The sequence below is a fragment of the Pacificispira sp. HM-600 genome, from assembly GCF_977993705.1.
This window is the reverse complement of record NZ_OZ388079.1, coordinates 3017832-3043487: the sequence shown is the minus strand read 5'-3', so window position 1 is coordinate 3043487 and position 25656 is coordinate 3017832. Positions and strand designations below refer to the sequence as shown.

The following is a 25656-nucleotide window of genomic DNA, read 5'->3' as shown; positions in this document are numbered from 1 at the left end:
TCGCTGTCAGCCGAGCTGCACGAGCTCCCGGTAGTCGTCGGGGACGGATGCCTCGGCGAACGGGTCCGCGGACAGGTCATCCGCGTCCGCCGGGCCCGCGACATCCGGCACCACCCAGGCGTCGACGTGCAGCCGATCGAGCCCGACCTGCGCGCCGTGGAAGCTGAGGAACGCGCAGTCCGCCGCGTCCCGCCCGGTCGCGATGCGTACGAGGGAGCGCCGGTCGGCCAGGCGCGTCGCGTCGATGACATACCAGGCGCCGTCGAGGTAGGCCTCGGCGACCGCGTGGAAGTCCATCGGGTCCAGCCCCGGGGCGTAGCACGCGGCGTATCGGGCGGGCACGTCCATCGCCCGAAGCAGCGCGATGACGACGTGCGCGTAGTCGCGGCACACGCCCTGGCCGGTCATGAGCGTCGTGACCGCACTGTCGGTGCCGAGGCTCAGCCCCGGTGTGTAGGTCACCGACTGCTCGACGAAGCGGGTCACGGCGGCGATCAGCTCAGCACCGGCGAGCCCTGCGAACTGGTGGCGCGCCTGCGAGAACACCTCGTCCGACTGGCAGTAGCGGCTGGGGCGCAGGTAGATGATGCTGTCGAGCTCGCTCGTGCGGGCGGGCCCCGTCTGACCCTCGACCACCGCTTCGTACCGCACGCGCAGGGGCCCGGGCTCGCCCGTCAGGCGGTGCAGACGGGTGCCGTCCTGGTCGATGATCTCGGTCGGGGTGTACACCAGATCGTCGCGCGTGAACGTCAAGATCTCGCTCGCGAGGGGCACCTGGCGAGCGGTCGTCAACGAGAAGATCAGGTCGGCGGGGCCGGCCAGATCGAGGTCGAGTTCTGCGGTGACGATGCGCTGCACCGAGACATCCTCGCATGCCCGTGTGACGCCTCCGCACGCCGCCAGAACGACGCTCCTCCAAGAGCAGATGACTGCCGTGGCATCCGCACATAATTCTGTGACCTACCCTCTATTCATGCCCGATGCCGCCCGCCGTCCCCGCGTGCGCGTCGGTGTGGTCTGGGCGATGGCGGCCGCGGTCGTCGCGGCCGCCGTGATCGGCGCCTGGCAACCGTGGCAGCGTCCGACGCCCGCATCCGATGTCGCGGGCGGCGCCGGACTCCAGAACGCCGGGACGGATGCCTCGGCCCCGGCCGCCTTGACCATTCCGCCCGATGCGACGGTGCTCGTCTTCGGTGATTCGTGGACGTATGGTTCCGCGGCGAGCGCCCCCACTCTCGGGTACGCGTATGAACTCGGACGCCTGACGGGATGGACGACCATCGTCGACGGCGTCCGCGGGAGCGGATACCTGAAGCCGGGCATCGATGGGCCATCCTTCGGCGAGCGCATCGCGGCGCTCGACCCCGAGCTCGACCCCGACCTGATCATCGTGCAGGGCTCTATCAACGACCGACTGCTCGCCGCCAAGAACGACTACGCCGGGGCCGTGAACGCGGCTTGGGACGCACTCACCGGGCTGTATCCGGATGCCTCGATCGTCGTCCTGGGTCCCGCGCCTCAGGTGCTTCCGGTCGAGAGTGGCACCGCGCTCATCGACTCGGAGCTCTCGCGCCTGGCCGCCGAACGCGGCTGGTGGTACATCTCCCCCATCCACGACACGTGGATCGTCGCGTCGAACTACTTCGACGTCATCGACACGGGCGTCGGCAGAAACCATCCGTCCACCGCGGGTCACGCGTATCTCGCGGAGCGGTTGGCGCAGGCACTGGCCGAACGGATGGCTGTCGTCGAGGCCGTCGCCGAGACGCCGGCACCGACCGAGGGCTGACGCACCTTCGTCCCGCACGCGCGCACGGGACGTCGGCGTTTCGGGTGATAACCTCGACCGGTACGCCTCCGTAGCTCAGGGGATAGAGCGTTGGTTTCCGGTACCAAAGGTCGCTGGTTCGATTCCAGTCGGGGGCACAGTGAGAGATCCCGGTCCGGGATTGTTCGAGTGAGGCGCGGCCGCGGCGTCGCCACCGCGTCAGTTTCGGCGATCCTGGTGCTCGTCGTGGGCGTGATCTTCGCCGTCTTTTCGAGCGAACAGGATGCTTCCCCAGCACCCGCGTCGCCCATCACGGTCCCGACGGGCGCGGCGGGGTCGGCCCTCGCTGTGCTCGAGACCCTCGAGGTGAAGGGCCGCGCGCCGAAGACCGGTTACTCGCGAGACGAGTTCGGCTCCGCTTGGCTCGACGTCGATCGCAACGGATGCGACACCCGCAACGACATCCTCGCTCGCGACCTGACGGCGATCACCGGCTCGGGGACATGCCGGGTGCTCACCGGAACCCTCGCCGATCCCTATACCGCCGACACAATCAGCTTCGTGCGCGGGCAGGGAACGTCCGAGCTCGTGCAGATCGACCACGTCGTCGCCCTCAGCGATGCGTGGCAAAAGGGTGCGAGTCAGCTCTCCCCCGACGTGCGCGTGCTGTTCGCCAACGATCCTCTGAATCTGCTCGCGGTCGACGGTCAGGCGAATTCGCAGAAGGGCGATGGGGATGCCGCGACGTGGCTCCCTCCGAACCGTACCTTCCGCTGCGCATACGTCGCCCGGCAGGTGTCGGTCAAGGCGGCGTACGGACTGTGGGTCACGTCCGCGGAGCACGACGCGATTGCGCGGGTTCTCGCCTCGTGCCCCGACGAACCCGCGCTCGCGGCGACGGAGCCCCTGGTCAGTCGCTGAGGATTGCTTCGGCGTCGAGTCCCGGGTCGTTCAGTTTCGCGGCGTTGAAGTGGGTCAACGCGAGCGGGCCGGTCAGGTAGCGGTCCTCATCCGGGAACGTCACCGGGGTCGTCGCCCAGTCCTCGCCGGCATACGCGACGAGGGATGCCTCATCCGCCCACCGACTGACGTACCGCACCCGCGTGCGGTCGGCGCGATCGACGAGCACCTCGTGATCGAGCAGCCCGGCGTATCGCGCGGGAAATGTTGCGACCAGGTCGATCAGGACGGCGAGAAAGTCGTCGACCATGCCCGGGCGAACGAGGGCCTCGGAAACGCGAACGATCACCATGAAACCAACCCCGCCTAATGCCCGACGGCGGCCAGACACCCGCCGTCCATGATGTACCCGCCAACGTCGACCGCTACCGCATCGGGCGTGACAGCCCCGAACACGCATCCCCCGTCGATCCCGACGCCGAACAGCACCTCTCCGTGGGACTCGCGCACCTGCACCACCTCGACGTCGAACCCGGCCTCGGCGAACACGTCGCGAGCGCCGTCTTCCGTGAGCACGGCGCCGGAATCACGCCATGCGGTCAGCGCGGATGTCAGGGGCCCGACATACTCCTCGCCCACAGCTCGGGCCGCGTCGGTCATCTCCATCCGCTCGCGGTAGAGCTCATTGAGCTCCATGTTCGCCTCGCCGTCGTAAACGACGCATCCTTCGGGCGATTCGACACCCGGCTGCTCGGGCACGGCGCACGTCGGCGTCGGCGTCGGCGAGGCTTCTGGTGCCGTGGCCGACGTCGCGCTCGACGAGGGTGTTCCTGTCACGACAGCGGGCGACGAGGCGCAGGATGCCAAAGTTGCGGCGATCACCGCGAGTGCGCCGACCACGGCGAGGGCATAGCGCTTGCTCGCAAAGGCATACCTCGAGGCCATTCGTTGGTTTCCTCCGAGTCGTGTGGCCTTCGAAGGCTACCGAACGGTCGTCACGGATTCGGGTTCACGCTGAGGTTCTCGTCGAGCGAGATCCACCCCTCCGGCGCCGTGCCCGCCGGTCCCAGATGCGCCTCGCTGAAGCCGGGCTGGGTCGAGGTTAGCTCCCCTCCTCCGCACGCGACGCCTCGCCGGTCCTCGCGTTCGATGGCCCAGGTGACAATGCAGATCGAGGCGGGATCCTGGCCCTCGGCTACCCAGTAGGCGACTTTTTCGTACTCGCCAACGTAGCGGGACGTCTCCGCGCGCAGACTCTGTCGCATGTCCCCCGACATGCCTTCAGGGAGCTCATCCGCGTCCGTTGCGGCGCGCGCAAACGCTGCGATTCCCGACGGGGGTTCGCCGCCACCCGACGTAGCAGAGTCCGCGGGCGCGGGCGCAGGTATGGCAACGACATCACCCGAACGGGCGTACATCGATGCCGTGACGGCACCGACCGCGATCCCCGTCACCACGACGACGGCGGACACACTCACCGCGAGGCGCGCCCGGCTCCGACGGATGCTGTCGGCCCGCGCCGCTCCCGCCAGCACCAACCCGCGCATCTCGGACTTCTCGTCCGAGCCCAATACTGTTCGATCGTCCATGTCAGCTCTCCCACGTCGGGATGATGTCGTCGCGCAGCCGGGCTTTTGCCCGCGCCAACCGCGACTTCACCGTGCCGACCGGGATGCCCAGCGCGGCAGCGGTGTCTTTCTCCGGGTACCCCTCGAGGATCGACAACACGACGACCTCGCGTTCGCGCGTCGGCAACTCGCGCAACGCGCTCAGCAGGCCGGATTCGTCGGCAACAACGGGAGCAGGCACGTCATCCGCTCTCGGCGTCCGGGCCAGCAGGTTCCGGTATCGACGGGCAGACCGTTCGAGGTTCCGCGCCGCGTTGCTGACCCTATTCAGCAACCAGGGCAGCGGCGAACCATCGACCAGGCGCACCGAGCGACGCTTGCGCCACAGCTCCGAGAACGCGATGACCACGGCATCCTTCGCGTCCTCGCGCACGCTCAGAAGCCGTGAGGCATGTCGGAAGAGCCGGTCACCGTGCCGATCGAACAGGCGGGCCAACGCGGCCTCGTCGTCCGCGCAGACACCGGCCCAGTCATCCCGGTCTTCGTCGCTCATACCCGGTTATGTCCGGACAGGACGAAAAGGTTCACGGTGCCGAGAATCCGCGCGCCAAATCGTCAGACGAGGAACAGACCGTCGAGCGCCCCGGGGTTGTGCGCGTGCACAAGCACCAAGAAGACGACCGCATCGAACAACAGGTGCACCGTGACGACGTACGCCAGCGACCGGGTCTTCAGGAAGATGAAGCCCTGCAGCAGCGCGAACGGGATCGTCAGGAACGGACCCCACGCCTGGTACCCGAGCTCCCACAGGAACGACACGAACACGATCGCCTGTAGCCCGTTCGCAACCCACATCGGGAAGTGCCGACGCAGCAGAACGAAGACCGTGCAGATGAAGAACAGCTCGTCCCAGATGCCGACCGCCCCGACCCCGGCGAACAGCCGCGCGATCAGCTCGGGTGTGTTCACGACGGGCCAGTTCGTGTAGACGCCCGAGGTGATGAAGTAGAACGGCAGGATGAGCCAGCCGAGGATCAGGACGACCACCAGCCACGTCCACTGGAACGTCGTCCATTTTCCGCCCCCGCGCCACGGGAACCGGATCGCGTAGTCCCGGTAGACGAACCGCGAGATCACATAGGGCACGACGACCGCGCCGCCGAGCGCGAGGGTGAACCGCACCATGGCCCAGTTGTCGAGCTCGGCCTTCAGGGGGATCACGCTGACGATCAGCATCCCGATCGCGATCAGCGACAGGTCGCGCACGAGACTCGGCGGGCGGGCGACATCTCCGGCGCCGTGCGGGTCCGAGAGAGGACCGGATGCCTCAGCGGAACCCCGACCATCCAGCTGCCTGCGCAGCAACCAGGCCAGCAGCATCCCGAGCGCCAGCAGCCCCCAGCCGAGCCAGGTGATCCGCAGCACGAAGAAGGCGGGAGCCGCGAGGCACACCACGAGCGCCGGAAGCAGCCCGATCCAGACGGTCGGACGGACGGGAGCGTTCTTATCGGTGAGCGCAGGCATCCCCTTCAGTCTCGCAGACAGCGGCCACTGGCGCCCCCGCGAGATCAGCCGACGCGACGGTACGCGAGATCCCGGATGGCTCGACCCGCCCGGATTCCTTTGCGCTCGAACGCCGTCATCACGCGTCCGTCGAACCTCTCGGCCCAGTCGCCGTCGAACGCGCGCTCGAAGTGCGGTGAGGCATCCAGCGCGACGCGCATCCCTCGCGCGTAGTCCTCCCAGTCGGTCGCCAACCGCAGCAGGCTTCCGGGTGCGAGGGCGCGGGCGGCGGCGTCCGCGAATTCTTCTGTCACGAGCCGACGCTTGGTGTGCTTGTTCTTGTGCCACGGGTCGGGGAAGAAGACCCACAGTTCGGCGACGGATGCCTCGGGCACGAGCGTCGTCAGCACCTCGGGCGCGTTCGCCTCGATCACGCGGATATTGCGCGCCCCCTCGCGCTCGGCGTCGAGCATCGTGCGGGCAAGCCCCGCGCGGAAGACCTCCACCGCGAGAAAGTCGTTCTCGGGACGCGCGAGGGCGGCGGCGATGATCGCATGTCCCTGCCCCGACCCGACCTCGACGATCAGCGGAGCTTCGCGACCGTACACCTCGGCGGGCTGCAGGCGAGCATCGCGATGGACGGATGTCTCGGCGTTGCCGCGCTCGACGTCGATCAGGTAGGCGGGGGCAAGGTCGACCCAGGCACGCTCCTGACCGTCCGACATCCGGCCGCCCCGCCGGACGAACGAGACCGGCTTGTCGCGGAAGGTGGGTTCGTCGGGTTCGGTCACACTCTCCAGGCTACCGAGCGCCGGCATCCGTCCCCGCCGCGGGCCGCGTCCGCGCCTCACTCGTCGCGAACGGCGGGAGCACGGCCCTCCGGCCCACCATCTGCGGCGAGTGAACATGTGCACCGGAAAGTCAGTCGTCGCGAATGGCGGGTGTTGACTCCATGCCCCCGCCATTTGTGACGAGTGAACGGTCCTGCGCGGGGTGCGCTTCGACAGGCTCAGCGCGCGGAGTATCAAGACGGGCGATCATGCCGACGCGGGCCTCAGGACGTGACGAAGTCGATCAACTCTTCGACCCGGCCGAGGAGCGCCGGCTCGAGGTCGCGATACGACGACACCGCACCCAGCACTCGCCGCCACGCGCGGGCGAGATCGGCGGGGGTCTCGGACGGCCATCCCAGGCCGCGGCAGACGCCCGTCTTCCAGTCGGTCCCGCGCGGAACCTCGGGCCACGCCCGGATGCCCAGGGCCTGCGGCGTCACGCACTGCCACACGTCGATGAACGGATGTCCCACGATCAGCGTGTGCGCACCGTGCGGGCCGCGCGCCACGGCGTCAGCGATTCGCGCCTCTTTCGAGCCCGGCACGAGATGGTCGACGAGCACGCCGTAGCGGCGCTTCGCCGAGGGCGGCTCGGCGGCGAGCATCGCGTCGAGCAAGTCCACACCTTCGAGGTACTCGACGACGACACCCTCGATGCGGAGGTCATCGCCCCACACCTTCTCCACCAGTTCGGCGTCGTGCCGGCCCTCGACGAGGATCCGGCTCGGCAGCGCGACGCGCGCTCGCGCATCGGCAACCGCGAAAGAACCCGAAGCCGTGCGGGCGGTCGCCGGCCGGGTGGAGGGCGCGGAGGGCGCCGGCGGTCCGAGCTCGACAAGCTGACCATCCACCATGAATCCGGGGCCCAGAGGGAACAGGCGACGACGCCCATGCCGGTCTTCGAGCTCGACGTGGCCGGACTTCACACTGGTCACGGCCCCGCACCATCCGTCCGTGGCGACCTCGACCACCATGTCGTGTTCTGCCGCGACGCGAGGCACGCGTTTTGCGTTTTTGTCGCGCCATCCCGCGGCGAGCACGTCCGTTCCGTACCTGTCGTCCATGTCGCCTTCCGGGGGTCTCGCGGGTCGAGCGGGCGGGTCAACCGACGCCCGAAGCATCCTTCACCCGCCGCGAAACGCTACCTCGCCTCCGAAGCCCGATCGCGTGGGCTCGCCGCAAGGGTGCTCGATCGCCTTGCGCGCGCTGGGCGCCCGCTATCGGGCATGCCGGACGACGCATAGACTCGTCGGGTGGGCTGTTCCTCGGCCCTCGAAGGGGGTCGCGATGCGCGCGCGCTGGTCTCTGAACGCGCGTGCGGCTGCCCTCGGCCTGGTTGTCACGGCGCTCGTGCTGGGCCCTGCCGCAGCAGTGAGCGCAACCCCGCCGGTCACCCTCGGCACCGGCTACGTGCTCGACGACGTGGGCATCCTGACGACGGACGAGATCTCGTCCGCGGAAGCCAACCTCACCGAGTTCCGCGATCAGTCCGGCCTTGACCTCTGGGTGATTTTCGTCGACGAGTTCACCGATCCGTCGTCATCTGCGGACTGGGCGAACCAGACCGCACTCGACAACGGTCTCGGCCCGACGCAATATCTGCTCGCGGTGGCCACCGAATCCCGACAGTTGTATCTCTCGGGCGACAGCGCAGGCCCCGTGACGGACGATCAGCTCGCTGCGATCGAGCAGAACGACACACAGCCCGCGCTCCGCGACAACGACTGGCTCGGCGCCATCGACGCGACGGCCGCGGGACTCGGCGACGCCATCGGCATCACGACCGGCGGCAGTACGGATGGCGGCAGTACGGATGGCGGCAGCGGAACGGATGGCGGCAGTACGGATGGCGGCGGGCCCGCTACATCGGGCGGCTCGGGCGGCTCCTCCGGCGTCCTTCCCCTCCTCGCCGTCGGCGCGGTCGTCGTTGCCGGTTTCGTGCTGGTCGGCTGGGTGCTGCTGCGCAAGCGCAAGCGGCCCACCGGTGCCGGCGTCGAGGCACCCGTCGTGTCGACCGAAGAGCTCGAGCAACAGGCATCCGCTGCCCTCGTCGCCGCCGATGACGCGATCACGACGAGCACGCAAGAACTCGGTTTCGCCCGGGCACAGTTCGGCGACGAAGCCACGGCGGAGTTCGAGGATGCCCTCGCTCGTGCCCGTGCGGCGATGACCGAAGCGTTCGCGCTTCAGCAGTCCCTCGATGACGAGAAGCCCGACACGGATGCCTCGGCCCGCGCGGCCTATTCGCGCATCCTCGAACTCTGCGCGGCGGCGAACGCCGACCTCGATGCCAAGGCCGCGGCCTTCGACGAACTGCGCCAGCTCGAGCAGAACGCTCCCGAGGCGCTGGTGCGCGTCGAGGACGAGAGGGCACAGGCCGCGGCTGCGATCGAAGCCGCCGATGCCGCTTTGGTCACCCTCGGGACTCGATTCGCGCCGGAGGCCTTCGCGACGGTCGCGGACAACACCGATCAGGCCCGCGCTCGCTTGGAGTTCGCCGCCGAGCAACTCGCCGAAGCCCAGCGCGACGTCGGCGCGGGTCGCGGCGGCGAGGCTGCTGTCGGCATTCGTGCCGCCGAAGACGCGGTCGATCAGGCGCGGCTCCTCGAGAAAGCGATCGACGACCTCGCGACGAACCTCGCCGAGGGTGAGCGCCAGGCGTCCGCACTCGTCGGCGAACTCGAGACGGACCTTGCGACGGCCGCGTCGCTCCCCGACCCGGATGGCCGCATCGCTGCGACAACGCTCGCGACCCGGCGCAGTATCGACGAAGCACGGAAGTTGCTCGTCCCGCCGAGCAGGCCCCTCGCCGCGCTGGAGGCACTGCGCTCTGCGAATGACCAGATCGATGCCGTGATCGCGGGGGTACGCGACGCGCAGGCCCGCGACGAGCGCGCCCGCCAACAACTCGCGCAGGCGATGTTGCAGGCCCAGGCGCAGATCTCGGCCGCCGACGACTACATCACCTCACGCCGCGGCGCGGTGGGGGCACCGGCCCGCACGCGACTGGCCGAGGCGCGTGCTTCGCTCGCCGGGGCGCAGCAGCTCCAAGCCACCGATGCGGCCGCTGCGCTCGGGCAAGCCGGTCGAGCGGCCCAGCTCGCGGCCGAGGCCACCAGCGCCGCCCAAAGCGACGTCGGTGCGTTCGATGGCGGTGGTTTCGGCGGTTCGGGCTTCGGTGGCGGATCAGGCTCGAACAGCGGATCCGGGATGCTCGGGGCCGTGCTCGGCGGCGTTGTGCTCAACTCTCTCCTCGGCGGCGGCGGCTCGCGATCGTCGGGCGGCTTCGGGGGCCTCGGCGGTCTGGGCGGTTTCGGCGGCAGTTCCCGCGGGGGCGGCTCACGCGGCGGCAGCTTCGGGGGCGGCCGCGCCCGCCCGGCTAGTTTCGGTGGCGGCGGCACCCGAGGACGACGCGGCGGAGGCCGGTTCTGACCCGGGGTGCGGCGTGACAGCCGAGCCGAGCCCCATGCATCCGTCATTCAGACCACAGACCACAACCATGTGAACAGCCAACAAGGAAGGAAACCGTAATGGCCAAGCAGTCCATTTTCGGCCGCATCTCAACCCTCGTGCGGGCGAACGTCAACGCCATGATCGACCAGGCCGAAGACCCGCAGAAGATGCTCGACCAGCTCGTCCGCGACTTCACCAACAACATCGCCGACGCAGAGACAGCGATCGCCGAGACCATCGGCAGCCTGCGCCTGCTCGAGCGCGACCACCAGGAAGACATCCAGGCTTCCAAGGAGTGGGGCGGCAAGGCGCTCGCGGCGAGCCGCAAGGCCGACCAGCTGCGTGCGGCGGGCGACCCGACCGACGCCGATAAGTTCGACAACCTCGCCAAGATCGCGCTGCAGCGCCAGATCGCCGCCGAGAGCGAGGCGCGTGCCGCCGAACCGCAGATCGCGTCGCAGACCGAGGTCGTCGACAAGCTCAAGGATGGCCTGAACGGCATGAAGCAGAAGCTCGAGCAGTTGCGCGCGAAGCGCAGCGAACTGCTCGCGCGGGCGAAGACCGCCGAAGCTCAGAACCGCGTGCACGACGCGGTCAAGTCGATCGACGTCATGGACCCGACGAGCGAGCTCGGACGTTTCGAGGACAAGATCCGTCGCCAGGAAGCCCTCGCCGCCGGCAAGGCGGAGCTTGCCGCGTCGAGCATCGATGCGCAGTTCGAGAGCCTCGAAGACCTGGGCCAGCTGACCGAGGTCGAGGCACGCCTGGCCGAGCTTAAGTCCGGTGGCCCGCAGCGCGCCGCGATCGACGCGCCGAGTCCCGACCTCTGATTCACACCACGGTCGTCGAGCAGGGCCGCGCCGCGGCATCCGTGATTCCGAGAAGGACGCGGATGCCGCGGCGCGGCACGTGCGGAAAGATGGGCAGATGGCGCGCTTCGTGATCGTCCCGCAGTGGCAAGGTTCGTCGTCCAGTCGCGCGATGCAGCTCGTCGACGGGGCGACCGCGATCGCGGGTGATCTGCCGCGGTCGGCGTGCACGCTCGTCGAGGTACCCGCCGAGGCCGGTGAGAGCCTCGAGACGAATGTGCGACGCCTGTCGACTCTGCGTCGTGTGCGTGAGTTGGTGCAGGATGCCGTCGCGGGCGGTGACGGCCCCGCGATTGTCATCGGGGGCGATTGCGGAGTGTCGGTGGGAGCCGTCGCAGGTGCCGTCAGAGAGAACGGGACCGCAGGCGATGTGGCGGTCGTGTGGCTCGACGCGCACGCCGATCTGCACACTCCCGAGACGGTCGTGTCCGGGGCCTTTCACGGCATGGTGCTGCGCGCCATCCTCGGCGAAGGTGTCGATGGGATGACGCTGCCCGTCGGCGTGATCACGCCCGATCGTGTCGTTCTCGTCGGGACACGCGATCTCGCGGCGCCCGAAGAGGAGTACATCGCCGAGACGGGCATGCGGATGCTTCCGGTCGAGAGTCTCGCCGACCCCGCGTCCGTCGTGGCCGCGGTGGCCGAGACCGGGGCGAGCCGGGTGTTCCTGCACATCGACGTCGACGTGCTCGATCCGGCCGCACTCGCAGGGCTCGCGTTCCCCGTACCCTTCGGAGCTCAGCCCGCCGACCTGATCGCGACGATCAAAGCGCTGCGGGCGCGCTTCCCGCTCGTGGGCGCGGCGATCACCGAGTTCTCGCCGTCGTCGCCGGACGATGCCGTCAACGATCTGGGCACGATCCTGCGCGTCGTCGGTGCGCTTGTATGAGCCCGGCGACTCCCCCCGACGGATGGCGTGAACGCGCCGATCGAGCGGTGCGCCGCGGACAACAACTGGACCGATTCATCCCCGCGTTCCTGCTCGACTCCCCCGTCAGCCGCGCCGGCTACCTCTACGCCACGGGCGTCGCCTGGGTATGGGGCGGGCTGCTCAGCACCGGGCGCATCGAACGCAAGAACGGCCTGTGGGTGTTCCGCGGGCTCCCCGCGTGGGCGTTCGCGCGCGGGGGCGTGTGCACAGGAGCGTGCTTTCTGACCGGTGACGACACCGTGCCGGCATCCGTTCTCCGCCATGAGGCAATCCACCGTCGGCAGTGGCAGCGATACGGGATGCTGATGCCGCTGATGTACGCGATCGCCGGGCGAGACCCGCTCCGCAACCGCTTCGAGATCGAGGCGGGCCTGGAGGACGGGCGGTACGTTCCGCGTCAGCGGGCGAGCAAGCCGTAACGCTGCGGCGTCGTGATGGCCTCGGGCGAGACGCCGCGGCGGTCGGTCAGGTGCTCGAGGATGTCGGCGGTGCCGAGGAATCCGCCCAGCAACGCCACGCGAGTGTCATCGCTCTCGTCGCAGATCATCTCGTCTGCCCAGGCGGTGACGGCGCGGGTCAGAGCGGCGCCGGGTGCACAGGCGCGGCTGGTTCCCGGCTCACCCGAGCGACGCGACCGGTCGAGCCACGTGAGCGTCATGCGCTGGGGCACCTCGAGGTCGGTGATGTACGACGCATCCGGCACCTCGACGAAGATGCGGCCTGTCGAGCAGAGCGGCAGCGTCACGAGCAGCGCCTCGAGCTCGGTGAGCGAGGTCTCGTCGGCGGTCACCAGGTGCTGCGCGCGGCTCGCGCGCGACGCACGACGCGTCGTGGTGCGCGGCACAGCAGTGGGGAGGGAATCGATCGACATGATGCCTTCCACTATACCCGCGAGGAAGGCATGCCTAACCTTTGTGGCCGTGAATAACCTGCGGGCTTTCGACCCCGGTTCGAACACGGCAGGTACGGGCAATTTTTCTCATGTTCTTCTCATGTGCGAAGGCCTGATCGGGGTTGTTTCGGGGGTCGAGTGTCGGTGGTTGGTCGGATGATGTAGTCATGACCGAATCCGCAGTGAATGCCCGTCTTCGGGCTGACGCGCGGATGGACGTGTTGTTGCCGAAACTGATCGAGATCCGTGCCGCGAAAGCCCGGCTCGATGCTGAGGAAGCCCGCGCGCTGGCGGAGGCACAGACGATCGCGGCGGACTGGACCGAAGAATCCGACACCGGTCGGGTCGGGTCGGATGCCGGTTTCCCGTACCGGTCGATCGCGGCCGAGATCGGTGCGGCGTTGCGGGTCAGCGACCGCACCGTGCAACGACAAATGGGTGAAGCCGCAACCCTCGTGCACGACTACACCGGGACATTGGAAGCACTGGATGCCGGGGTGATCTCGGTCGCGCATGTGCGGGCGATCGTCACGGCCGGGGCCATCATCGAGACGCCGGAGATGCGGGGCGAGTTCGAACAGGACGTGCTGCAGATCGCAGCGGCGGAGTCCGCGACGCGTTTGACGCCGTTGGCGAAGCGCCGCGCGGAATGGTACGCCGACACCACATTCGAGCAACGCCACCGCCGCGCCGCCGAAGACCGCACCGTCTGGGTCACCGACCTCGACGACGGCATGGCCGAGCTTCGCGCGATCCTCCCCGCCGTCATCGCTCACGGCGTCCACGACCGCCTCAGCGAAATGGCACGCACCGTCATTGATGCACGCCGCGTCGAAACTGGCGCGGGCGACGGGTCCGCGGGCACGACTACCGACGCAGGCGGATGCGGGGACGACGGGCCCACGGACTCACCTGATGTCCGCACGACGGACCAGATCCGAGCCGACATCCTCGGCGACCTGCTCCTCACCGCCGCACCCACCGGCCACACCGACCTCGGAGCGATCCGCGCCACCGTCCAGATCACCGTCCCGGTCATGTCGCTCATCGAGAAGCGCATCACCGACCCCTACGAGAGCGCATTCCTCGTCGGACACTCCCCCGTCGATCCCGAAACGGCCTGCATGCTCACCGCGCAGGCACCGGGCTGGGACCGGATCCTCACACATCCGATCTCCGGCCAGGTGCTCGCCGTCGACAGATATAGACCGAGCGAGCAGCAACGAAGACACCTCACCGTCCGAGACCAACACTGTCGATTCCCCGGATGCCGCATGCCCGCCAAACGCTGCGATGTCGACCACACCATCGACCACGCCCACGGCGGCCAAACAGACGTCTGCAACCTCGCCTGCCTCTGCGAGAGACATCACACGCTCAAACACAACACCGCCTGGACCGTCCGACAACTCCCCGGCGGAATCCTCGAATGGACCAGCCCCACCGGCCGCATCTACATCGACACACCGGTCAGCACCATCGAATTCGCACCCGACCCCGAACACGAGATACCCAACGACCCCATCCCCGCCTCGACGACGCGGGTGCCCGAGGAACTCGACCCCGACGACATCGACTTCGACGAGCTCCAGTTCGACCCGCTCGAGCTCATCCCGTTCTGACCATCACCCGCGCCGTTCTGACCCTCACCCGCGAACAAACCCTGCTCGTTGAGCGCGCACAGCGAGACGAAACGACACCGCCGACAACCACCGTTTCGACTCGTCGCTGCCCTCCTCGCTCAACGAGCGAAATGGCGGTCAGGACGAGGCGACCAGCACGCGGCGCAACTCGACGATCTCGTCATCCGCGAGTCCGTGCGCCGCGAGAAACCCGACCGGCGACCCGTACCGCTCACCCAGCCGGTCGAGAAGTCGCCTCATGACCGGTGCCGGCGAACGCGTCGCGAGCTGCTCGATGTTGACGGCCTCGGGGTGCACCGCTCGAATACGCTCGACGACCTCACGATTGCGCTTCTCGGGAAGCAGCATCTCGGTGCGCGCATAGTCGGCGATGACGGCGTCGCGGTCGACGCCCGCCGCGAGCAGGGTGAGTGCGACGGTCACGCCGGTCCGGTCTTTGCCGACCGTGCAGTGCACCAACACGGGCTGATCTTCGACGATGGCGCGCACGACCTCGACGACGCGCGCGGCCGAGGCATCGATCATCTGCCCGTACATCGCATCCAGATCCATGTCCTGCGCGAAGAAAGACCCGACCGAACCGTGAAACAGGGGCACACGGACGGTTTGGACCGACTCGGTGCCGATACTCGGCGAGCGCTCGACCTCGTCGTCTGCACGCAGATCGACCACACGGCGCAGCCCGAGGGTGCCGAGAGCGGTACGCCCCGAATCGGCGACGGCGGCGAGGTTTCCGGAGCGGAACAGGACGCCGTGCCGCGTCACTCCACCTGCGGCGGGCAGACCACCGGTGTCCCGAAAGTTCAGTACTCCGGGGACGAGGGATTCATCGCTCACGCCGGGCCCGCCGGCGTGCCGGCATCCGTCCCGAGCACTGGCTCGAGCGGCGGCACGGGGTACCGCCCCGCGATCGCGACACGGTTGAACGCGTTGATGGAGACGCTCAACCAGCTGATGGCGGTGTACTCCTTCTCCGAGAGGATGCCTCCGACGCGGTCGTAGACCTCGTCCGAGATGCCGCCCTCGTGAATGAACGTGAAGGCCTCCGCGAGTTCGAGCGCCGCTCGCTCGCGCTCCGAGAACACCCCCGACTCTTCCCACGTGGGCAACTGAGCGACAAGGTCCGCCGTCCCACCGGCCTCGATCAAACGCGACACGTGGATGCGGGCACAGTAGGCGCATCCGTTCAGTTGCGAGATGTGCAGCAGCACGATCTCGCGCAGACGCTCCTCGATGCCGTTCTCACGAGCAATGGCGCCGACGGCCTTCGAGAACGCATCGAGTGTGCGGAAGGCGGTGGGCTCCGCGCGGGAGAGGTGCACCCGCGGCTGAGTCATGCGCCCATTCTATCCGCGCGGCACCCCGCGAGCCTCTGTCACTCGAATTCGCCGCGACTCGCGAACGACGGCAGAATGGGCACGACCGCGCTTCTGAGCCGTAGAGGACCCTCCCTGATGAGTGACACTTTCGACGAGTTCTCTTTCGTCGCCGAGCAGGCCGAGGCCGCGGGAATCGCAACACCGGAGACGGCACACGAGCGCCTCACGATCCCGCTCGAGGACGGACGGAGCCTGAGCGCCCTGCGCTGGGGGGCCGAGCGCCCGCGGGTGACGTTCCTGCACGGCGCCGGGCTCAACGCACACACCTGGGACACCACCATCCTCGCCCTCGGCATCCCGGCGCTCGCGATCGACCTACCCGGGCACGGCGACTCATCCTGGCGCGACGACGCCGACTATCACCCACGGACGATCGCGCCGGACATCGCTGCCGCTCTGAAAGCCTGGACGGATGCCCCTCAAGTGCTCGTCGGCCAGTCCCTCGGCGGTATCGTCTCGGCGGCCGTGGCTGCGGCGCATCCGGAGTTCGTCCAGTCGCTCATCATCGTCGACGTCACCCCCGGGATCGACCCCGGCGAGGGTCCCGAGGTACTTCGTGAGTTCTTCTCCGGGCCGACCGACTATGCCACGCGTGATGAGCTCGTCGACCGGGCCATGGCCTTCGGCCTCGGCGGCGATCGTCGCGCCACCGAGCGCGGCGTCTACCTGAACACCCGCGTGCGCCCGGACGGCCGCGTCGAGTGGAAGCACCACATGGCGCGCCTGGTCGCGACGGCGCTCGCGCCCGCGTTACCCGAAGCTTCCGCGCCCGGCTCCGGCGAGCCCCCGCGGGAGCCGGTTCTCGGCGCGCACGGCTGGGACGACCTCGCAGCCGTGCGCGCACCGCTGATGCTCATCCGCGGGACGCAGGGTTACGTAACCCCGGCGAACCTCGAGGAGTTCGAACGGCGCCTGCCCGACGCATCCGTGGTCGAGGTGGAAGCGAGCCACAACGTCCAGGAAAACATCCCCGTGGAGCTGGCAAACCTCGTGCGCGAGCGGATCGCCGACTGAGCCGATTCGGCATGCGGGGAACGTATGGCGCGCTTGTGTCGTTATACAACCTTGTGTCGTTATACAACCTTGTGTCGTTATACAACACCGTCAGGTCCGATACACCCGGCTCAGCGCTCTAGGCTGGGTGATCGCAGCAATGACGCACCCCGAGAATTTTCCAGCCGCGGCGATCGCACAGCAATCCGACGCCGCGGTACCTGCGAAAGGACCTCCCACATGTTCCGCCGTCCCGCACTGCTCGCCGCCGCAACGCTCGCGGCCGCAGCTCTCGTCCTCTCCGCCTGCTCGGGCAGCACCGAGCCCGACCCCTCGACGCCCTCTGCGGAAGTCGACCCCAGCGCCACCGTCACGGTGCGCTTGGTGCTCGAGCCGAGCAACCTCAACATCCGGGAGACGTCCGGCGCCGCCCTCGACCAGGTACTCGTCGACAATGTCTATCAGGGCCTGATCTCGCGCACACCCGAGCAGGACATCGTGCCGACTCTCGCAACGGAGTACGACGTGTCGGACGATGGCCTCACCTATACGTTCACGGTGCGGGAGGGCGTTACCTTCCACAACGGCGAGCCCCTCACACCGCAGGATGTCGTCAGCTCGCTGACCACGGCACGTGACAACCCCGCGTTTGTGGACTCGGGACGCCTGGCCGGCATCACCTCGATCACCGCCGAGGGCCAGAACGTCGTCCTCACCCTCGCCACACCCGACTCGACGCTGCTCTGGACACTCACCGGTCGCGCCGGACTGGTGTTCAAGGAGGGCGACACCACCGTCCTCAACACCGCCGAGAACGGCACGGGTCCGTTCACTCTCGCCAACTGGCGCCAGGGCGACAGCATCACACTCGCGCGCTACGACGGCTACTGGGGGGAGCCCGCCGCGGCCGCCGAGGTCGTCTTCGACTACATCCCCGACAACACGGCCGCCCTGAACGCCGCGCTTTCGGGCGAGGTCGATGTGCTGACCGGCTTCGACGCCAACTTCGAGGATCAGATCGAGGCGAACGGTGACTTTGCCCTGGTCACGGGTCCTTCGACCGACAAGGGCACCCTCGCGTTCAACTCGCGCGCCGAGCCGCTCGACGACATTCGGGTGCGCGAGGCCATCCGCCGCGCGATCGATCACGACGCGATCATCGAGGCACTCGGTGCCGGGCAGACCCTGTACGGTCCGATCCCCGAGCTCGACCCGGGCTACGAAGACCTGTCGGACGTCGCCCCGTTCGACCCGGAAGCCGCGCGCGAACTGCTGGCCGAAGCCGGCGAGGAAGACCTCGACCTTACGCTCACGATCCCCTCCTTCTACCCGACCACGATCGCGCAGGTTCTCGTCTCGCAGCTCGCGGATGTCGGCATCACGCTCACGGTCAACTCGGTCGATTTCGCAACCTGGCTACAGGACGTCTACGTCAACCAGGACTACGACCTGAGCTTCGTGCTCCACACCGAGGCGCGCGACTTCGAGAACTGGGCCAACCCGGACTACTACTTCACCTACGACAACCCCGAGGTGCAGCGCCTGTACGCGGCATCCGTCGCCTCGCTGGACGAAGAGACCGCGGCCGACCTGCTGCGCCAGGCCGCGCGCTTGGTCTCGGAAGACATGGCGGCCGACTGGCTGTACAACGGCGAGTCCGTTCTTGCGGTCGGCACGAACGTGTCGGGGATGCCGTCGACCAACGTCAACGAGCGCCTCAACGTCGCGGAGCTGGGTAAGAGCGCCGATTGATCCGATACGCGCTGACACGGCTGCTCCTGCTGCTCGCGGGACTGCTGGTTGCCAGCGTGCTCATCTTCGCCACGCTCCGGGTACTGCCCGGCGACGTGGCGCAGCTGATCGCGGGCGCACAGGGGAGGCCCGAGCAGGTCGCGGCAATTCGCGAGCGGCTCGATCTCGATCAGTCCGTTGTGGCGCAGTACGTCGAGTGGGTCGGCGGGCTGCTGCGGGGTGACCTCGGCACCTCGCTGATCAACGGATCGACGGTCGTCTCAGAGCTCGTGCAGAAGGCCGAGGTCACCGTCCCGCTCGGGCTCATGTCGCTGCTCATCGCTCTGCTGTTCAGCCTGCCGCTCGGGGTGCTCTCGGCCGTGCGGCGCGGGAGGGCGGGCGGCACAGCCATCAACGTCGGCTCACAGGCCCTCGCCGCCGTGCCGGTCGTCTGGGCGGGCATGATGCTGGTCGTCGTGTTCTCGGTATGGCTCGGATGGCTCCCCGCCCAGGGATTCCCGCGCGCGGGATGGAGCGATCCCGCGGCCGCCCTCAGATCGCTGCTGCTGCCCGCACTGACGATCGGCATCGTCGAGGGGGCACTACTTTTGCGGTTCGTTCGGAGCGCGACACTGCAGGCGGCCGGACAGGACTTCGTGCGCACCGCCGCAGCGAAGGGGCTCACCCGCACGCAGGCACTGCTGCGCCACGGCCTGCCGAGCGTCGGCCTCTCGGTCATCACGGTGCTGGCGCTGCAGGTCGCCGGCATCATCGTCGGCTCGGTCATCATCGAGCAACTCTTTGGCCTGCCCGGAATCGGGCGCATGCTGGTGGAGGATGTCCAAAATCGCGATCTTCCGAAGGTGCAGGGCGAGCTGCTCGTGCTGACCGGTTTCGTGCTGGTTCTCGGCTTCGTGGTCGACCTCGTCCACCGCGCTCTTGACCCCCGACAGCGGGAGGCGTAGTGAGTACGCGTCGTCGCGGGAGCACCCTCGGCCGGGTCTGGCGCCAGTGGACCGGCAGGTTCGGGCTGATCATCGTCGGCCTGGTCGTTCTCGCCGCCGCGGTGTCACTCGTGTGGACCCCTTTCAACCCGCAGAGCATCGACATCGCCGATCGGTGGGCACCGCCCGGATGGCCTCACCTGCTCGGCACCGACAACACCGGCCGCGACATCCTCAGCATCCTCATGGCGGGTGCCCGCACGACGGTGTTCGTCGCCGACGGCGCGGGCATCGTCGCGACCGTCTTCGGCGTCTTGCTCGCGGCGCTCGGAGCGCTCACGGCCCGCTGGCTGCGTGAGTCGATCGCGGTGCTGGTCGACATCCTGATCGCCTTCCCCGTCTTGCTGATCGCGATGATGATCTCGGCCGTCTGGGGGGGATCGCTCTGGGTCGTGGTGTGGTCGGTCGGCATCGGATTCGGCGTCAACATCGCCCGTGTGATGAGGCCCGAGCTGCGGCGGGTGCTGCACAGCGACTTCGTGATGGCCGGGAAAGCAGCAGGTCTCACCCCCGTACAAAACCTTGCACGTCACCTGCTACCGAACGTCGCGCCGGTTTTCATCGTGCAGTTGTCGTGGTCGATGGCGGTCGCGGTTCTGGCCGAGGCGGGTCTCTCGTACCTCGGCTTCGGGGCATCGGTCACCGAGCCGTCGTGGGGTCGTCTTCTCGCCGACCTTCAGGGGTATCTGACCGTCTACCCGTTGTCGGTGCTGTGGCCGGGACTCGTCATCACCTTCACAGTTCTCGCGCTCAACCTGCTCGGCGATGCGATTCGAGAGGCGACTGATCCGACGCTCCGCCAGTCCGGCGGCTCGGCACGTGCCGCTCGTACCCATGTACCGGAGGTCGTCTCGTGAGCCTCGTCGTGCGCGACCTCGTGATCGAGATCGACGGTAACCGTGTCGTCGATGGTGTGTCGTTCGATGTTCCGGATGGCACACGCCTCGGGCTCATCGGCGAATCCGGTTCGGGTAAGTCGCTGACCGCGCTCGCGATCCTGGGGCTGCTTCCCGAGGGGGCCGAGGCATCCGGCAGTATCGTCTGGGACGGCCGGGAGCTGATGGGGATGTCGGATCGCGAACTCGCCGCTCTGCGCGGCGATGACATCGGCATCGTCTTCCAAGAACCCCGGGCGGCGCTGAACCCCATCCGCACCGTCGGGCGCCAGATCGCGGAATCGATCCGCATCCACGAGCGCGCGTCGAAGCGCGACGCGTGGCAGCGGGCGCTGGGTGAGGCCGAACGCGTACGGTTGCCCGATCCCCCGCAGCTCCTGACGCGCTACCCCCACCAGCTCTCGGGCGGTCAGTTGCAGCGCGTCGCGATCGCGATGGCGCTCGCGTGCCGGCCGCGACTGCTGATCGCCGACGAGCCGACGACCGCGCTCGACGTCACGATCCAGGCCGAGATCCTGCGGCTCCTGCATACGCTCGTCGACGAGGACGGGATGTCGCTCGTCTTCATCACGCACGACCTCGCCGTGCTGTCACAGATCGCCACGCACGGCATCGTGCTCGAGCACGGCCGGGTCGTCGAGTCCGCGCCCGTCCGCGAGCTCCTCACCGCACCGCGCTCCCCCGTTACGCAGGGCCTGCTGCGCGATGCCACCGCGACGCTCTGGCGCTCGGCCGACCAACTCGAGGCGGAAGCCCGCGGCGCGGAGGATGCATCATGAACCGCGACATGCTGCTCACCGGACGCGGCCTGAACCGACGCCACACCCTGCCGCGGCGGACCCTCTTCGAGCCGCGCCGCGTCACGACAGCGCTCGAAGACGCCGACATCGACGTGCGCGCGGGCGAGTCCGTCGGGATCATCGGCGAGTCCGGATCGGGCAAGTCGACCCTCGTGCGGCTGCTGCTCGCGCTCGATGCCCCGACATCCGGAACCGTGTCGTTCGAGGACAGGGACGTGGATGCCTCGGCCTCCGCCCGCGACCTGCACTGGCTGCGGCGGGGCACCGGCATCGTGTTCCAGGATCCGTACTCTTCGCTCGACCCGCGGATGAGCGTCGGCCGGATCGTCGGCGAGCCGCTCTGGGCGCTCGGTATCGAGGGCGACCGTCGCGCGCGAGTTCGCGAGGTGCTCGATCTCGTCGGACTCGATCCCGCGATGGCCGAGCGCTTCCCGCACGAGTTCTCGGGTGGCCAGCGGCAGCGCATCGCGCTCGCCCGCGCCATCGCGCACCGACCGCGCCTGCTCGTCGGCGACGAACCGCTCTCGGCCCTCGACGTCACGGTGCGCGCGCAGATCCTTGCTCTGCTGAAGAAGCTCCGCGTCGAGCAGGGTATGGCGCTCCTGTTGGTCTCGCACGACATCGGGGTCGTCCAGAACGTGTGCGACACGGTCATCGTCATGAAGGATGGCCGCATCGTGGAAGAGGGCCCGACCGAACGGGTTCTGCTCGAGCCGCAGGTCGCCTACACCCGGCGCCTGCTCGACTCCATCCCGACCATCACCCCCTAGATGAGTGAGTCCGTTTGGTTCAGTGGTCGTAGGCGATGAGGGAGCGTTTGGCGGGGGCGTTGGTGAGCCAGTTGTGCCAGATGCCGGCGGCGAGGGCGAGGAGTCTTGCGGCGACGCGGGAGTAGACGCCTGCGGGGGTTCTGCCGCCGTGGTCTTCGAGGGTGAGTTGGCCTTTGAGGGTGTCGAACACGGACTCGACCCATTGTCGGATGCTGCCGAGTTTCCCGAACCTGGGGGTCTCGTCTTTGCGGTCGGGGCGGATCAGGTGCGCGCCGAGTTCGTTGGTGACGAAGTCCTCGAACTGCTTCCCAGCGAAGCCTTTGTCGCCAACGATGACCTGTCCAGGCTGGATGAGGTGTCTGTCGTGGTCGAGCATCGCTTGGGTGGCTTCGCGTTCACCGATCTTCGGGCTCGCGAGTCCCCAGATCACGGGCATTCCGTCGGGAGTGCAGATCAGATAGAGCCGGAAGCCCCAGAAGTATCGGGAGTGGGATGCGCAGTATCCGTAGTCGGCGTGCCCGGCAAGGTCTGAGCGTTTCACGGTCTCCCGCGATTTCCCGCACGGTAACGGGGTCGAGTCCACCAGCCGGGTGATCTCACCCCAGGACGGGGTGTCACGGGCCAGCTCGGTGATCACCGCAGAGAGAAGCCCGGTGGATTGGCGGACGCGTTTGCCCCACCCGGACTGGCCGGGCAGGTTCGGGAACATGCCCTTCAGGTGAGCGTGCGCGTATCGGATCCATTTCCGATCCGACGCGATCCCGAGCAGGTGTTGCGCGACCAGCAGGCAGAGCAATTCCGCGTCGTTGAGGGCGGGTTTGCGGCCCGGGTGGTGATCGCGGGTGAAGCCGATCGCGGGCAGGATCCGGTCATCGAGGTGGACGTAGAGTGTGATCAGGAGGGTGTTGAGTTCAGTTTTCACACACCGGGGTTAACACCCTCCGCCTGCGATTAACAGCATCCACGCCGACCCAGCCAAACGGACTCACTCATCTAGCGCTCCGTTTGGCCAGGCCTCACGACGCGTTCAGATAGCGGATGACCGCCTGAACGCGCCGATGGCTGTCGCTCGCCGAGGGCAGCCCGAGCGCGACGTAGATATGCGAGACGTGCTGCACGACGGCCTTCTCCGTGAGAAAGAGCGTCGCCGCGAAGTTGGCATTGCTGCGCCCCTCGGCCACAAGTGCGAGCACCTCGCGCTGCCGAGGGGTGAGTTCTCCCACGGCACGCTCGGGGTAGCGTGGGCACGTGATCTGGAGCGTCGGCAGTACCGTGCTGGGTGCGGCCATCATCGCGTACGGGCTGACCGACATCTTCCTCACCTTGTTGCACCCGCACGCGCGCGGACGGATGACCCGCGGCATCGTCTCCGGGGTCTGGCATCTGACTTCGGGGCTCGGCCCACGGGCACGGGCGGCATCCGGACCGATCGCAACACTCGCCGTCGTGCTCGCGTGGGCGACCGCCCAAGCGGTCGGATGGGCACTCGTCTATCTGCCCCATGTGCCGGAGGGCTTCCTGTACAACGAGGGTATAGACCCCGATCGCTACGTCGACTTCTTCGAAGCCCTGTACGTCTCGCTGGTGTCGCTGTCGACCGTCGGGTTCGGCGAGGTCGTGCCGATCGAACCGATCATCCGAATCCTCGCCCCTGTCCAGGCAGTGATCGGATTCGCGCTCCTGACCGCATCGGCGACCTGGCTGCTGCAGCTCTTCCCCACGCTCGGGCGCCGTCGGTCGACCGCACTGTCGCTGACGATGCTCGGCAGAGCGGGATACGCGGACCGACTGCACGAGATGGATGCAGCGTCCGCCGCGACGGTCGTGCGCGGTGTCGCGCAACAGATCGCCGCGGTCCGCGTCGACCTCAGCCAGAGCCCGGAGTCGTACTACTTTCGCGAAGGCCAAGCCCCGACCTCCCTGGGCCGCGCGCTCCCCGTCGCCGTCGCACTTGCCGCCGCGGCACGCACCTCACCGAATACGGACCTCTCCATGGCAGGCACGGTGCTCGAGGACGCGCTCGAAGACCTCGGCGCGTGCCTGCGCGACAACTTCGGCGCTCGCGGGGAGTCCCGCGCGGACTTCATCGACTCCTTCGCGCGTGACCACGCGTGAGTCGGGCGGGCCACCGTCGACGCACCCGGCACAGCGCACGACGGCTACAGTTCGCGACATTCGCTACGTCGATCGATGGCGCGGATGACGAATGCTGTAGCCCTCGTGTGATCACGCACCAGCGTTTCGACTCGTCGCTACGCTCCTCGCTCAACGAACGCACCCGGGCCACCGGTTTGAGCAAGCAAAGCGAGTCGAAACGCGCATGCCGAGCGAGCAAGGCCCACCGGTCGTTGAGCGAGCGCAGCGAGACGAAACGCCCCTCGCTTAACGAGCGGGTCGAGGAGTCAGCGGCTGAACAGACCGCGCTTCTTCTTTTTCTTCGGCGACAGCGATTTCTGCAGGTAGACCGTGCCGAGCCAGCGGCCGAATTTGAAGCCCACGCGCCCCATCCGCCCGACCTCGGCGAAACCGAGCTTCTCGTGCAGGGCGATCGAGGCATCCGCTCCCTTGTCGCTGATCACGGCGACGATCTCGCGGATGCCCTTCTCTTCGCAGGCCTCGATCAGCGCCTCGAGGAGGGCCCGACCGAGGCCCTTGCCCGCAGCCGCGTGACCGAGATAGATCGAGTTCTCGACCGTGTAGCGGAAGGCGGACTTGCCCGCCCAGGGCTGCACGAGCGCGTAGCCGAGGATCTGGCCACTCGGAGATTCCGCGACGAGGAACGGAAGCTCCAGCTTGGCGAGATGCTCGAACTTCTCACGCCACTGTCGGAGCGTCCAGCGCTTCTCATCGAATGTCACAACGGAGTTGGTGACGTAGTAGTTGTAGATCTCACGGATGTCCGGGATGTCCGCCGGAGTGGCCGGGCGGATCTCGTACGAAAACGGCCGCTCGGGCTCGGGCAACTTGCGCAGGTGACGAGGAGGGCGCCGCTTCTGCTTGTCGTATTCCTCCTCCAGCATCAGTCCAGCCTACGCGGGCAGACCCCAGTCGACGGCGGTCGATCCGGCCTTTTCGAGCATCTCGTTGGCCCGTGAGAACGGCTTCGATCCGAAGAATCCACGCGAAGCGGACAAGGGTGACGGATGCGCGGATTCGATGATCGGCGTTGCGCCGAGCAGCGGTCGCAGGTTCGCGGCATCCCTCCCCCACAGGATCGCGACGAGCGGACGATCACGCGCGGCGAGCGTGCGGATCGCGAGTTCCGTGACCTTCTCCCATCCCCAGCCGCGATGTGACCCGGATACGCCGGGCGTGACTGTCAGCACACGGTTCAGCAGCATGATGCCCTGGTCGGCCCACGCGGACAGATCACCGTGTGGTGCCGGCGCGATGCCGAGATCGCTGCCCAGCTCTTTGTAGATGTTCGCGAGGCTCCGCGGAAGGGGGCGGACATCCCGCTCCACGGCGAAGGAGAGCCCGATCGGATGTCCCGGCGTCGGGTACGGGTCCTGCCCGACGATCAACACCTTGACCTCGTCGAGGGGACGCTGGAATGCGCGCAACACGCGATCACCCGCGGGCAAATAGCCCCGCCCTGCCGCGGCCTCCGCACGCAGGCGCTCGCCGAGCGCAGCGATGTCGGGAGCGACGGGCTCGAGAGCGCGGGCCCAGCCCGCATCGATCAGGCCGTCGTCGGCGAGTTGCGCGAGCGAGCGAGCCACG

29 protein-coding genes and 1 tRNA gene are annotated in these 25656 nt (G+C 68.1%); 15 read left to right on the top strand and 15 right to left on the bottom strand.

Features of this window, described 5'->3' with window-relative positions; genetic code table 11:
• Positions 1-6: 6 nt before the first annotated feature.
• The gene (locus ACXZ1E_RS14575; protein ID WP_458041173.1) at positions 7-858 is read right to left on the bottom strand and encodes a transglutaminase-like domain-containing protein; all 852 of its coding nucleotides are present in this window, start codon (positions 856-858) and stop codon (positions 7-9) included.
• 115 nt (positions 859-973) lie between these two features.
• Between ACXZ1E_RS14575 and ACXZ1E_RS14570 the strand changes: the two genes are divergently transcribed.
• The 3 genes from ACXZ1E_RS14570 to ACXZ1E_RS14560 all read left to right on the top strand — a co-directional run bounded on the left by ACXZ1E_RS14570 (position 974) and on the right by ACXZ1E_RS14560 (position 2689).
• Positions 974-1789 carry an SGNH/GDSL hydrolase family protein gene (locus tag ACXZ1E_RS14570; RefSeq protein WP_458041172.1) on the top strand — a complete coding sequence of 272 codons (816 nt, stop codon included), beginning with the start codon at positions 974-976 and terminating at the stop codon, positions 1787-1789.
• Between the two features lie 64 nt (positions 1790-1853).
• Positions 1854-1926, top strand: a tRNA-Arg gene (locus ACXZ1E_RS14565).
• 31 nt (positions 1927-1957) lie between these two features.
• Positions 1958-2689 (top strand): HNH endonuclease family protein, encoded by a 732-nt coding sequence (locus ACXZ1E_RS14560; RefSeq protein ID WP_458041171.1) that lies wholly within the window; start codon positions 1958-1960, stop codon positions 2687-2689.
• Here ACXZ1E_RS14560 and ACXZ1E_RS14555 read toward each other — a convergent pair.
• The 7 genes from ACXZ1E_RS14555 to ACXZ1E_RS14525 form a co-directional block, all read right to left on the bottom strand.
• Positions 2679-3020, bottom strand: a complete 342-nt coding sequence (locus tag ACXZ1E_RS14555; RefSeq protein ID WP_458041170.1) for a putative quinol monooxygenase — start codon at positions 3018-3020, stop codon at positions 2679-2681. The two genes, ACXZ1E_RS14560 and ACXZ1E_RS14555, sit on opposite strands and share 11 nt — an antisense overlap.
• Positions 3021-3034: 14 nt before the next feature.
• The gene (locus tag ACXZ1E_RS14550; protein WP_458041169.1) at positions 3035-3613 is read right to left on the bottom strand and encodes a hypothetical protein; all 579 of its coding nucleotides are present in this window, start codon (positions 3611-3613) and stop codon (positions 3035-3037) included.
• 50 nt (positions 3614-3663) lie between these two features.
• Positions 3664-4257, bottom strand: a complete 594-nt coding sequence (locus ACXZ1E_RS14545; protein WP_458041168.1) for a hypothetical protein — start codon at positions 4255-4257, stop codon at positions 3664-3666.
• A gap of 1 nt (position 4258) precedes the next feature.
• Entirely contained in the window at positions 4259-4789 is a 531-nt protein-coding gene (locus tag ACXZ1E_RS14540; protein WP_458041167.1) for an RNA polymerase sigma factor, read from the bottom strand.
• Positions 4790-4851: 62 nt separating this feature from the next.
• Positions 4852-5760, bottom strand: coding sequence for a CPBP family intramembrane glutamic endopeptidase (locus ACXZ1E_RS14535; protein WP_458041166.1), 909 nt, complete (start codon positions 5758-5760; stop codon positions 4852-4854).
• 44 nt (positions 5761-5804) lie between these two features.
• A complete protein-coding gene (trmB, locus tag ACXZ1E_RS14530; RefSeq protein WP_458351979.1) occupies positions 5805-6530 on the bottom strand; it encodes a tRNA (guanosine(46)-N7)-methyltransferase TrmB in 726 nt (241 codons plus the stop codon).
• A 263-nt stretch (positions 6531-6793) separates the two neighbouring features.
• Positions 6794-7636: a DUF3097 domain-containing protein gene (locus ACXZ1E_RS14525; protein ID WP_458041164.1), complete on the bottom strand. Its 843-nt coding sequence runs from the start codon at positions 7634-7636 to the stop codon at positions 6794-6796.
• Positions 7637-7859: 223 nt separating this feature from the next.
• On the opposite strand from ACXZ1E_RS14525, the gene ACXZ1E_RS14520 reads away from it, so the two are divergent.
• From ACXZ1E_RS14520 to ACXZ1E_RS14505, 4 genes are all read left to right on the top strand, one after another.
• On the top strand, positions 7860-10004 hold the full coding sequence (locus ACXZ1E_RS14520) for a TPM domain-containing protein (protein ID WP_458041163.1): 2145 nt from the start codon (positions 7860-7862) through the stop codon (positions 10002-10004).
• A 98-nt stretch (positions 10005-10102) separates the two neighbouring features.
• Entirely contained in the window at positions 10103-10855 is a 753-nt protein-coding gene (locus ACXZ1E_RS14515; protein WP_458041162.1) for a PspA/IM30 family protein, read from the top strand.
• A gap of 97 nt (positions 10856-10952) precedes the next feature.
• Entirely contained in the window at positions 10953-11783 is an 831-nt protein-coding gene (locus ACXZ1E_RS14510) for an arginase family protein (protein WP_458041161.1), read from the top strand.
• Complete coding sequence (locus ACXZ1E_RS14505; RefSeq protein WP_458041160.1) at positions 11780-12244, top strand: Fe-S oxidoreductase; 465 nt, start codon at positions 11780-11782, stop codon at positions 12242-12244. The genes ACXZ1E_RS14510 and ACXZ1E_RS14505 overlap by 4 nt, the downstream gene beginning before the upstream one ends.
• Here ACXZ1E_RS14505 and ACXZ1E_RS14500 read toward each other — a convergent pair.
• Entirely contained in the window at positions 12223-12696 is a 474-nt protein-coding gene (locus tag ACXZ1E_RS14500; protein ID WP_458041159.1) for an SIP domain-containing protein, read from the bottom strand. The two genes, ACXZ1E_RS14505 and ACXZ1E_RS14500, sit on opposite strands and share 22 nt — an antisense overlap.
• A 188-nt stretch (positions 12697-12884) precedes the next feature.
• Between ACXZ1E_RS14500 and ACXZ1E_RS14495 the strand changes: the two genes are divergently transcribed.
• Complete coding sequence (locus ACXZ1E_RS14495; RefSeq protein WP_458041158.1) at positions 12885-14339, top strand: DUF222 domain-containing protein; 1455 nt, start codon at positions 12885-12887, stop codon at positions 14337-14339.
• Positions 14340-14477: 138 nt separating this feature from the next.
• Here the strand turns inward: ACXZ1E_RS14495 and ACXZ1E_RS14490 are convergent, their stop codons facing one another.
• Together ACXZ1E_RS14490 and ACXZ1E_RS14485 are read right to left on the bottom strand one after the other, a co-directional pair.
• Positions 14478-15197 (bottom strand): tyrosine-protein phosphatase, encoded by a 720-nt coding sequence (locus ACXZ1E_RS14490; RefSeq protein WP_458041157.1) that lies wholly within the window; start codon positions 15195-15197, stop codon positions 14478-14480.
• Positions 15194-15697 (bottom strand): carboxymuconolactone decarboxylase family protein, encoded by a 504-nt coding sequence (locus ACXZ1E_RS14485; RefSeq protein WP_458041156.1) that lies wholly within the window; start codon positions 15695-15697, stop codon positions 15194-15196. The genes ACXZ1E_RS14490 and ACXZ1E_RS14485 overlap by 4 nt, the downstream gene beginning before the upstream one ends.
• A 117-nt stretch (positions 15698-15814) precedes the next feature.
• Between ACXZ1E_RS14485 and ACXZ1E_RS14480 the strand changes: the two genes are divergently transcribed.
• The 6 genes from ACXZ1E_RS14480 to ACXZ1E_RS14455 all read left to right on the top strand — a co-directional run bounded on the left by ACXZ1E_RS14480 (position 15815) and on the right by ACXZ1E_RS14455 (position 21933).
• The gene (locus ACXZ1E_RS14480) at positions 15815-16753 is read left to right on the top strand and encodes an alpha/beta fold hydrolase (RefSeq protein WP_458041155.1); all 939 of its coding nucleotides are present in this window, start codon (positions 15815-15817) and stop codon (positions 16751-16753) included.
• A 219-nt stretch (positions 16754-16972) separates the two neighbouring features.
• Complete coding sequence (locus ACXZ1E_RS14475; RefSeq protein WP_458041154.1) at positions 16973-18484, top strand: ABC transporter substrate-binding protein; 1512 nt, start codon at positions 16973-16975, stop codon at positions 18482-18484.
• Positions 18481-19428 carry an ABC transporter permease gene (locus tag ACXZ1E_RS14470; RefSeq protein WP_458041153.1) on the top strand — a complete coding sequence of 316 codons (948 nt, stop codon included), beginning with the start codon at positions 18481-18483 and terminating at the stop codon, positions 19426-19428. The genes ACXZ1E_RS14475 and ACXZ1E_RS14470 overlap by 4 nt, the downstream gene beginning before the upstream one ends.
• A complete protein-coding gene (locus ACXZ1E_RS14465) occupies positions 19428-20324 on the top strand; it encodes an ABC transporter permease (RefSeq protein ID WP_458041152.1) in 897 nt (298 codons plus the stop codon). The genes ACXZ1E_RS14470 and ACXZ1E_RS14465 overlap by 1 nt, the downstream gene beginning before the upstream one ends.
• Complete coding sequence (locus tag ACXZ1E_RS14460) at positions 20321-21142, top strand: ABC transporter ATP-binding protein (protein ID WP_458041151.1); 822 nt, start codon at positions 20321-20323, stop codon at positions 21140-21142. The genes ACXZ1E_RS14465 and ACXZ1E_RS14460 overlap by 4 nt, the downstream gene beginning before the upstream one ends.
• Positions 21139-21933, top strand: coding sequence for an ABC transporter ATP-binding protein (locus ACXZ1E_RS14455; protein WP_458041150.1), 795 nt, complete (start codon positions 21139-21141; stop codon positions 21931-21933). The genes ACXZ1E_RS14460 and ACXZ1E_RS14455 overlap by 4 nt, the downstream gene beginning before the upstream one ends.
• A gap of 19 nt (positions 21934-21952) precedes the next feature.
• Here ACXZ1E_RS14455 and ACXZ1E_RS14450 read toward each other — a convergent pair whose 3' ends face one another.
• Both ACXZ1E_RS14450 and ACXZ1E_RS14445 read right to left on the bottom strand, forming a co-directional pair.
• Positions 21953-22855 (bottom strand): IS982 family transposase, encoded by a 903-nt coding sequence (locus ACXZ1E_RS14450; RefSeq protein WP_458040813.1) that lies wholly within the window; start codon positions 22853-22855, stop codon positions 21953-21955.
• A gap of 94 nt (positions 22856-22949) precedes the next feature.
• The gene (locus ACXZ1E_RS14445) at positions 22950-23156 is read right to left on the bottom strand and encodes a response regulator transcription factor (RefSeq protein WP_458041149.1); all 207 of its coding nucleotides are present in this window, start codon (positions 23154-23156) and stop codon (positions 22950-22952) included.
• Between the two features lie 25 nt (positions 23157-23181).
• On the opposite strand from ACXZ1E_RS14445, the gene ACXZ1E_RS14440 reads away from it, so the two are divergent.
• Positions 23182-24048, top strand: a complete 867-nt coding sequence (locus tag ACXZ1E_RS14440; RefSeq protein ID WP_458041148.1) for a potassium channel family protein — start codon at positions 23182-23184, stop codon at positions 24046-24048.
• A gap of 287 nt (positions 24049-24335) precedes the next feature.
• Here the strand turns inward: ACXZ1E_RS14440 and ACXZ1E_RS14435 are convergent, their stop codons facing one another.
• Together ACXZ1E_RS14435 and ACXZ1E_RS14430 are read right to left on the bottom strand one after the other, a co-directional pair.
• Positions 24336-24953, bottom strand: a complete 618-nt coding sequence (locus ACXZ1E_RS14435; RefSeq protein WP_458041147.1) for an N-acetyltransferase family protein — start codon at positions 24951-24953, stop codon at positions 24336-24338.
• A 9-nt stretch (positions 24954-24962) separates the two neighbouring features.
• Complete coding sequence (locus ACXZ1E_RS14430) at positions 24963-25655, bottom strand: uracil-DNA glycosylase (protein WP_458351978.1); 693 nt, start codon at positions 25653-25655, stop codon at positions 24963-24965.
• Between the last annotated feature and the right edge of the window lies 1 nt (position 25656).

Bases quoted from the DNA above. Each gene is read 5' to 3' on its own strand.
- ACXZ1E_RS14570 (WP_458041172.1), top strand. From the start codon at position 974: ATGCCCGATGCCGCCCGCCGTCCCCGCGTGCGCGTCGGTGTGGTCTGG.
- ACXZ1E_RS14555 (WP_458041170.1), bottom strand. From the start codon at position 3,020: ATGGTGATCGTTCGCGTTTCCGAGGCCCTCGTTCGCCCGGGCATGGTC.
- ACXZ1E_RS14550 (WP_458041169.1), bottom strand. From the start codon at position 3,613: ATGGCCTCGAGGTATGCCTTTGCGAGCAAGCGCTATGCCCTCGCCGTG.
- ACXZ1E_RS14545 (WP_458041168.1), bottom strand. From the start codon at position 4,257: ATGGACGATCGAACAGTATTGGGCTCGGACGAGAAGTCCGAGATGCGC.
- ACXZ1E_RS14540 (WP_458041167.1), bottom strand. From the start codon at position 4,789: ATGAGCGACGAAGACCGGGATGACTGGGCCGGTGTCTGCGCGGACGAC.
- ACXZ1E_RS14535 (WP_458041166.1), bottom strand. From the start codon at position 5,760: ATGCCTGCGCTCACCGATAAGAACGCTCCCGTCCGTCCGACCGTCTGG.
- ACXZ1E_RS14525 (WP_458041164.1), bottom strand. From the start codon at position 7,636: ATGGACGACAGGTACGGAACGGACGTGCTCGCCGCGGGATGGCGCGAC.
- ACXZ1E_RS14520 (WP_458041163.1), top strand. From the start codon at position 7,860: ATGCGCGCGCGCTGGTCTCTGAACGCGCGTGCGGCTGCCCTCGGCCTG.
- ACXZ1E_RS14515 (WP_458041162.1), top strand. From the start codon at position 10,103: ATGGCCAAGCAGTCCATTTTCGGCCGCATCTCAACCCTCGTGCGGGCG.
- ACXZ1E_RS14510 (WP_458041161.1), top strand. From the start codon at position 10,953: ATGGCGCGCTTCGTGATCGTCCCGCAGTGGCAAGGTTCGTCGTCCAGT.
- ACXZ1E_RS14505 (WP_458041160.1), top strand. From the start codon at position 11,780: ATGAGCCCGGCGACTCCCCCCGACGGATGGCGTGAACGCGCCGATCGA.
- ACXZ1E_RS14500 (WP_458041159.1), bottom strand. From the start codon at position 12,696: ATGTCGATCGATTCCCTCCCCACTGCTGTGCCGCGCACCACGACGCGT.
- ACXZ1E_RS14495 (WP_458041158.1), top strand. From the start codon at position 12,885: ATGACCGAATCCGCAGTGAATGCCCGTCTTCGGGCTGACGCGCGGATG.
- ACXZ1E_RS14485 (WP_458041156.1), bottom strand. From the start codon at position 15,697: ATGACTCAGCCGCGGGTGCACCTCTCCCGCGCGGAGCCCACCGCCTTC.
- ACXZ1E_RS14480 (WP_458041155.1), top strand. From the start codon at position 15,815: ATGAGTGACACTTTCGACGAGTTCTCTTTCGTCGCCGAGCAGGCCGAG.
- ACXZ1E_RS14475 (WP_458041154.1), top strand. From the start codon at position 16,973: ATGTTCCGCCGTCCCGCACTGCTCGCCGCCGCAACGCTCGCGGCCGCA.
- ACXZ1E_RS14455 (WP_458041150.1), top strand. From the start codon at position 21,139: ATGAACCGCGACATGCTGCTCACCGGACGCGGCCTGAACCGACGCCAC.
- ACXZ1E_RS14435 (WP_458041147.1), bottom strand. From the start codon at position 24,953: ATGCTGGAGGAGGAATACGACAAGCAGAAGCGGCGCCCTCCTCGTCAC.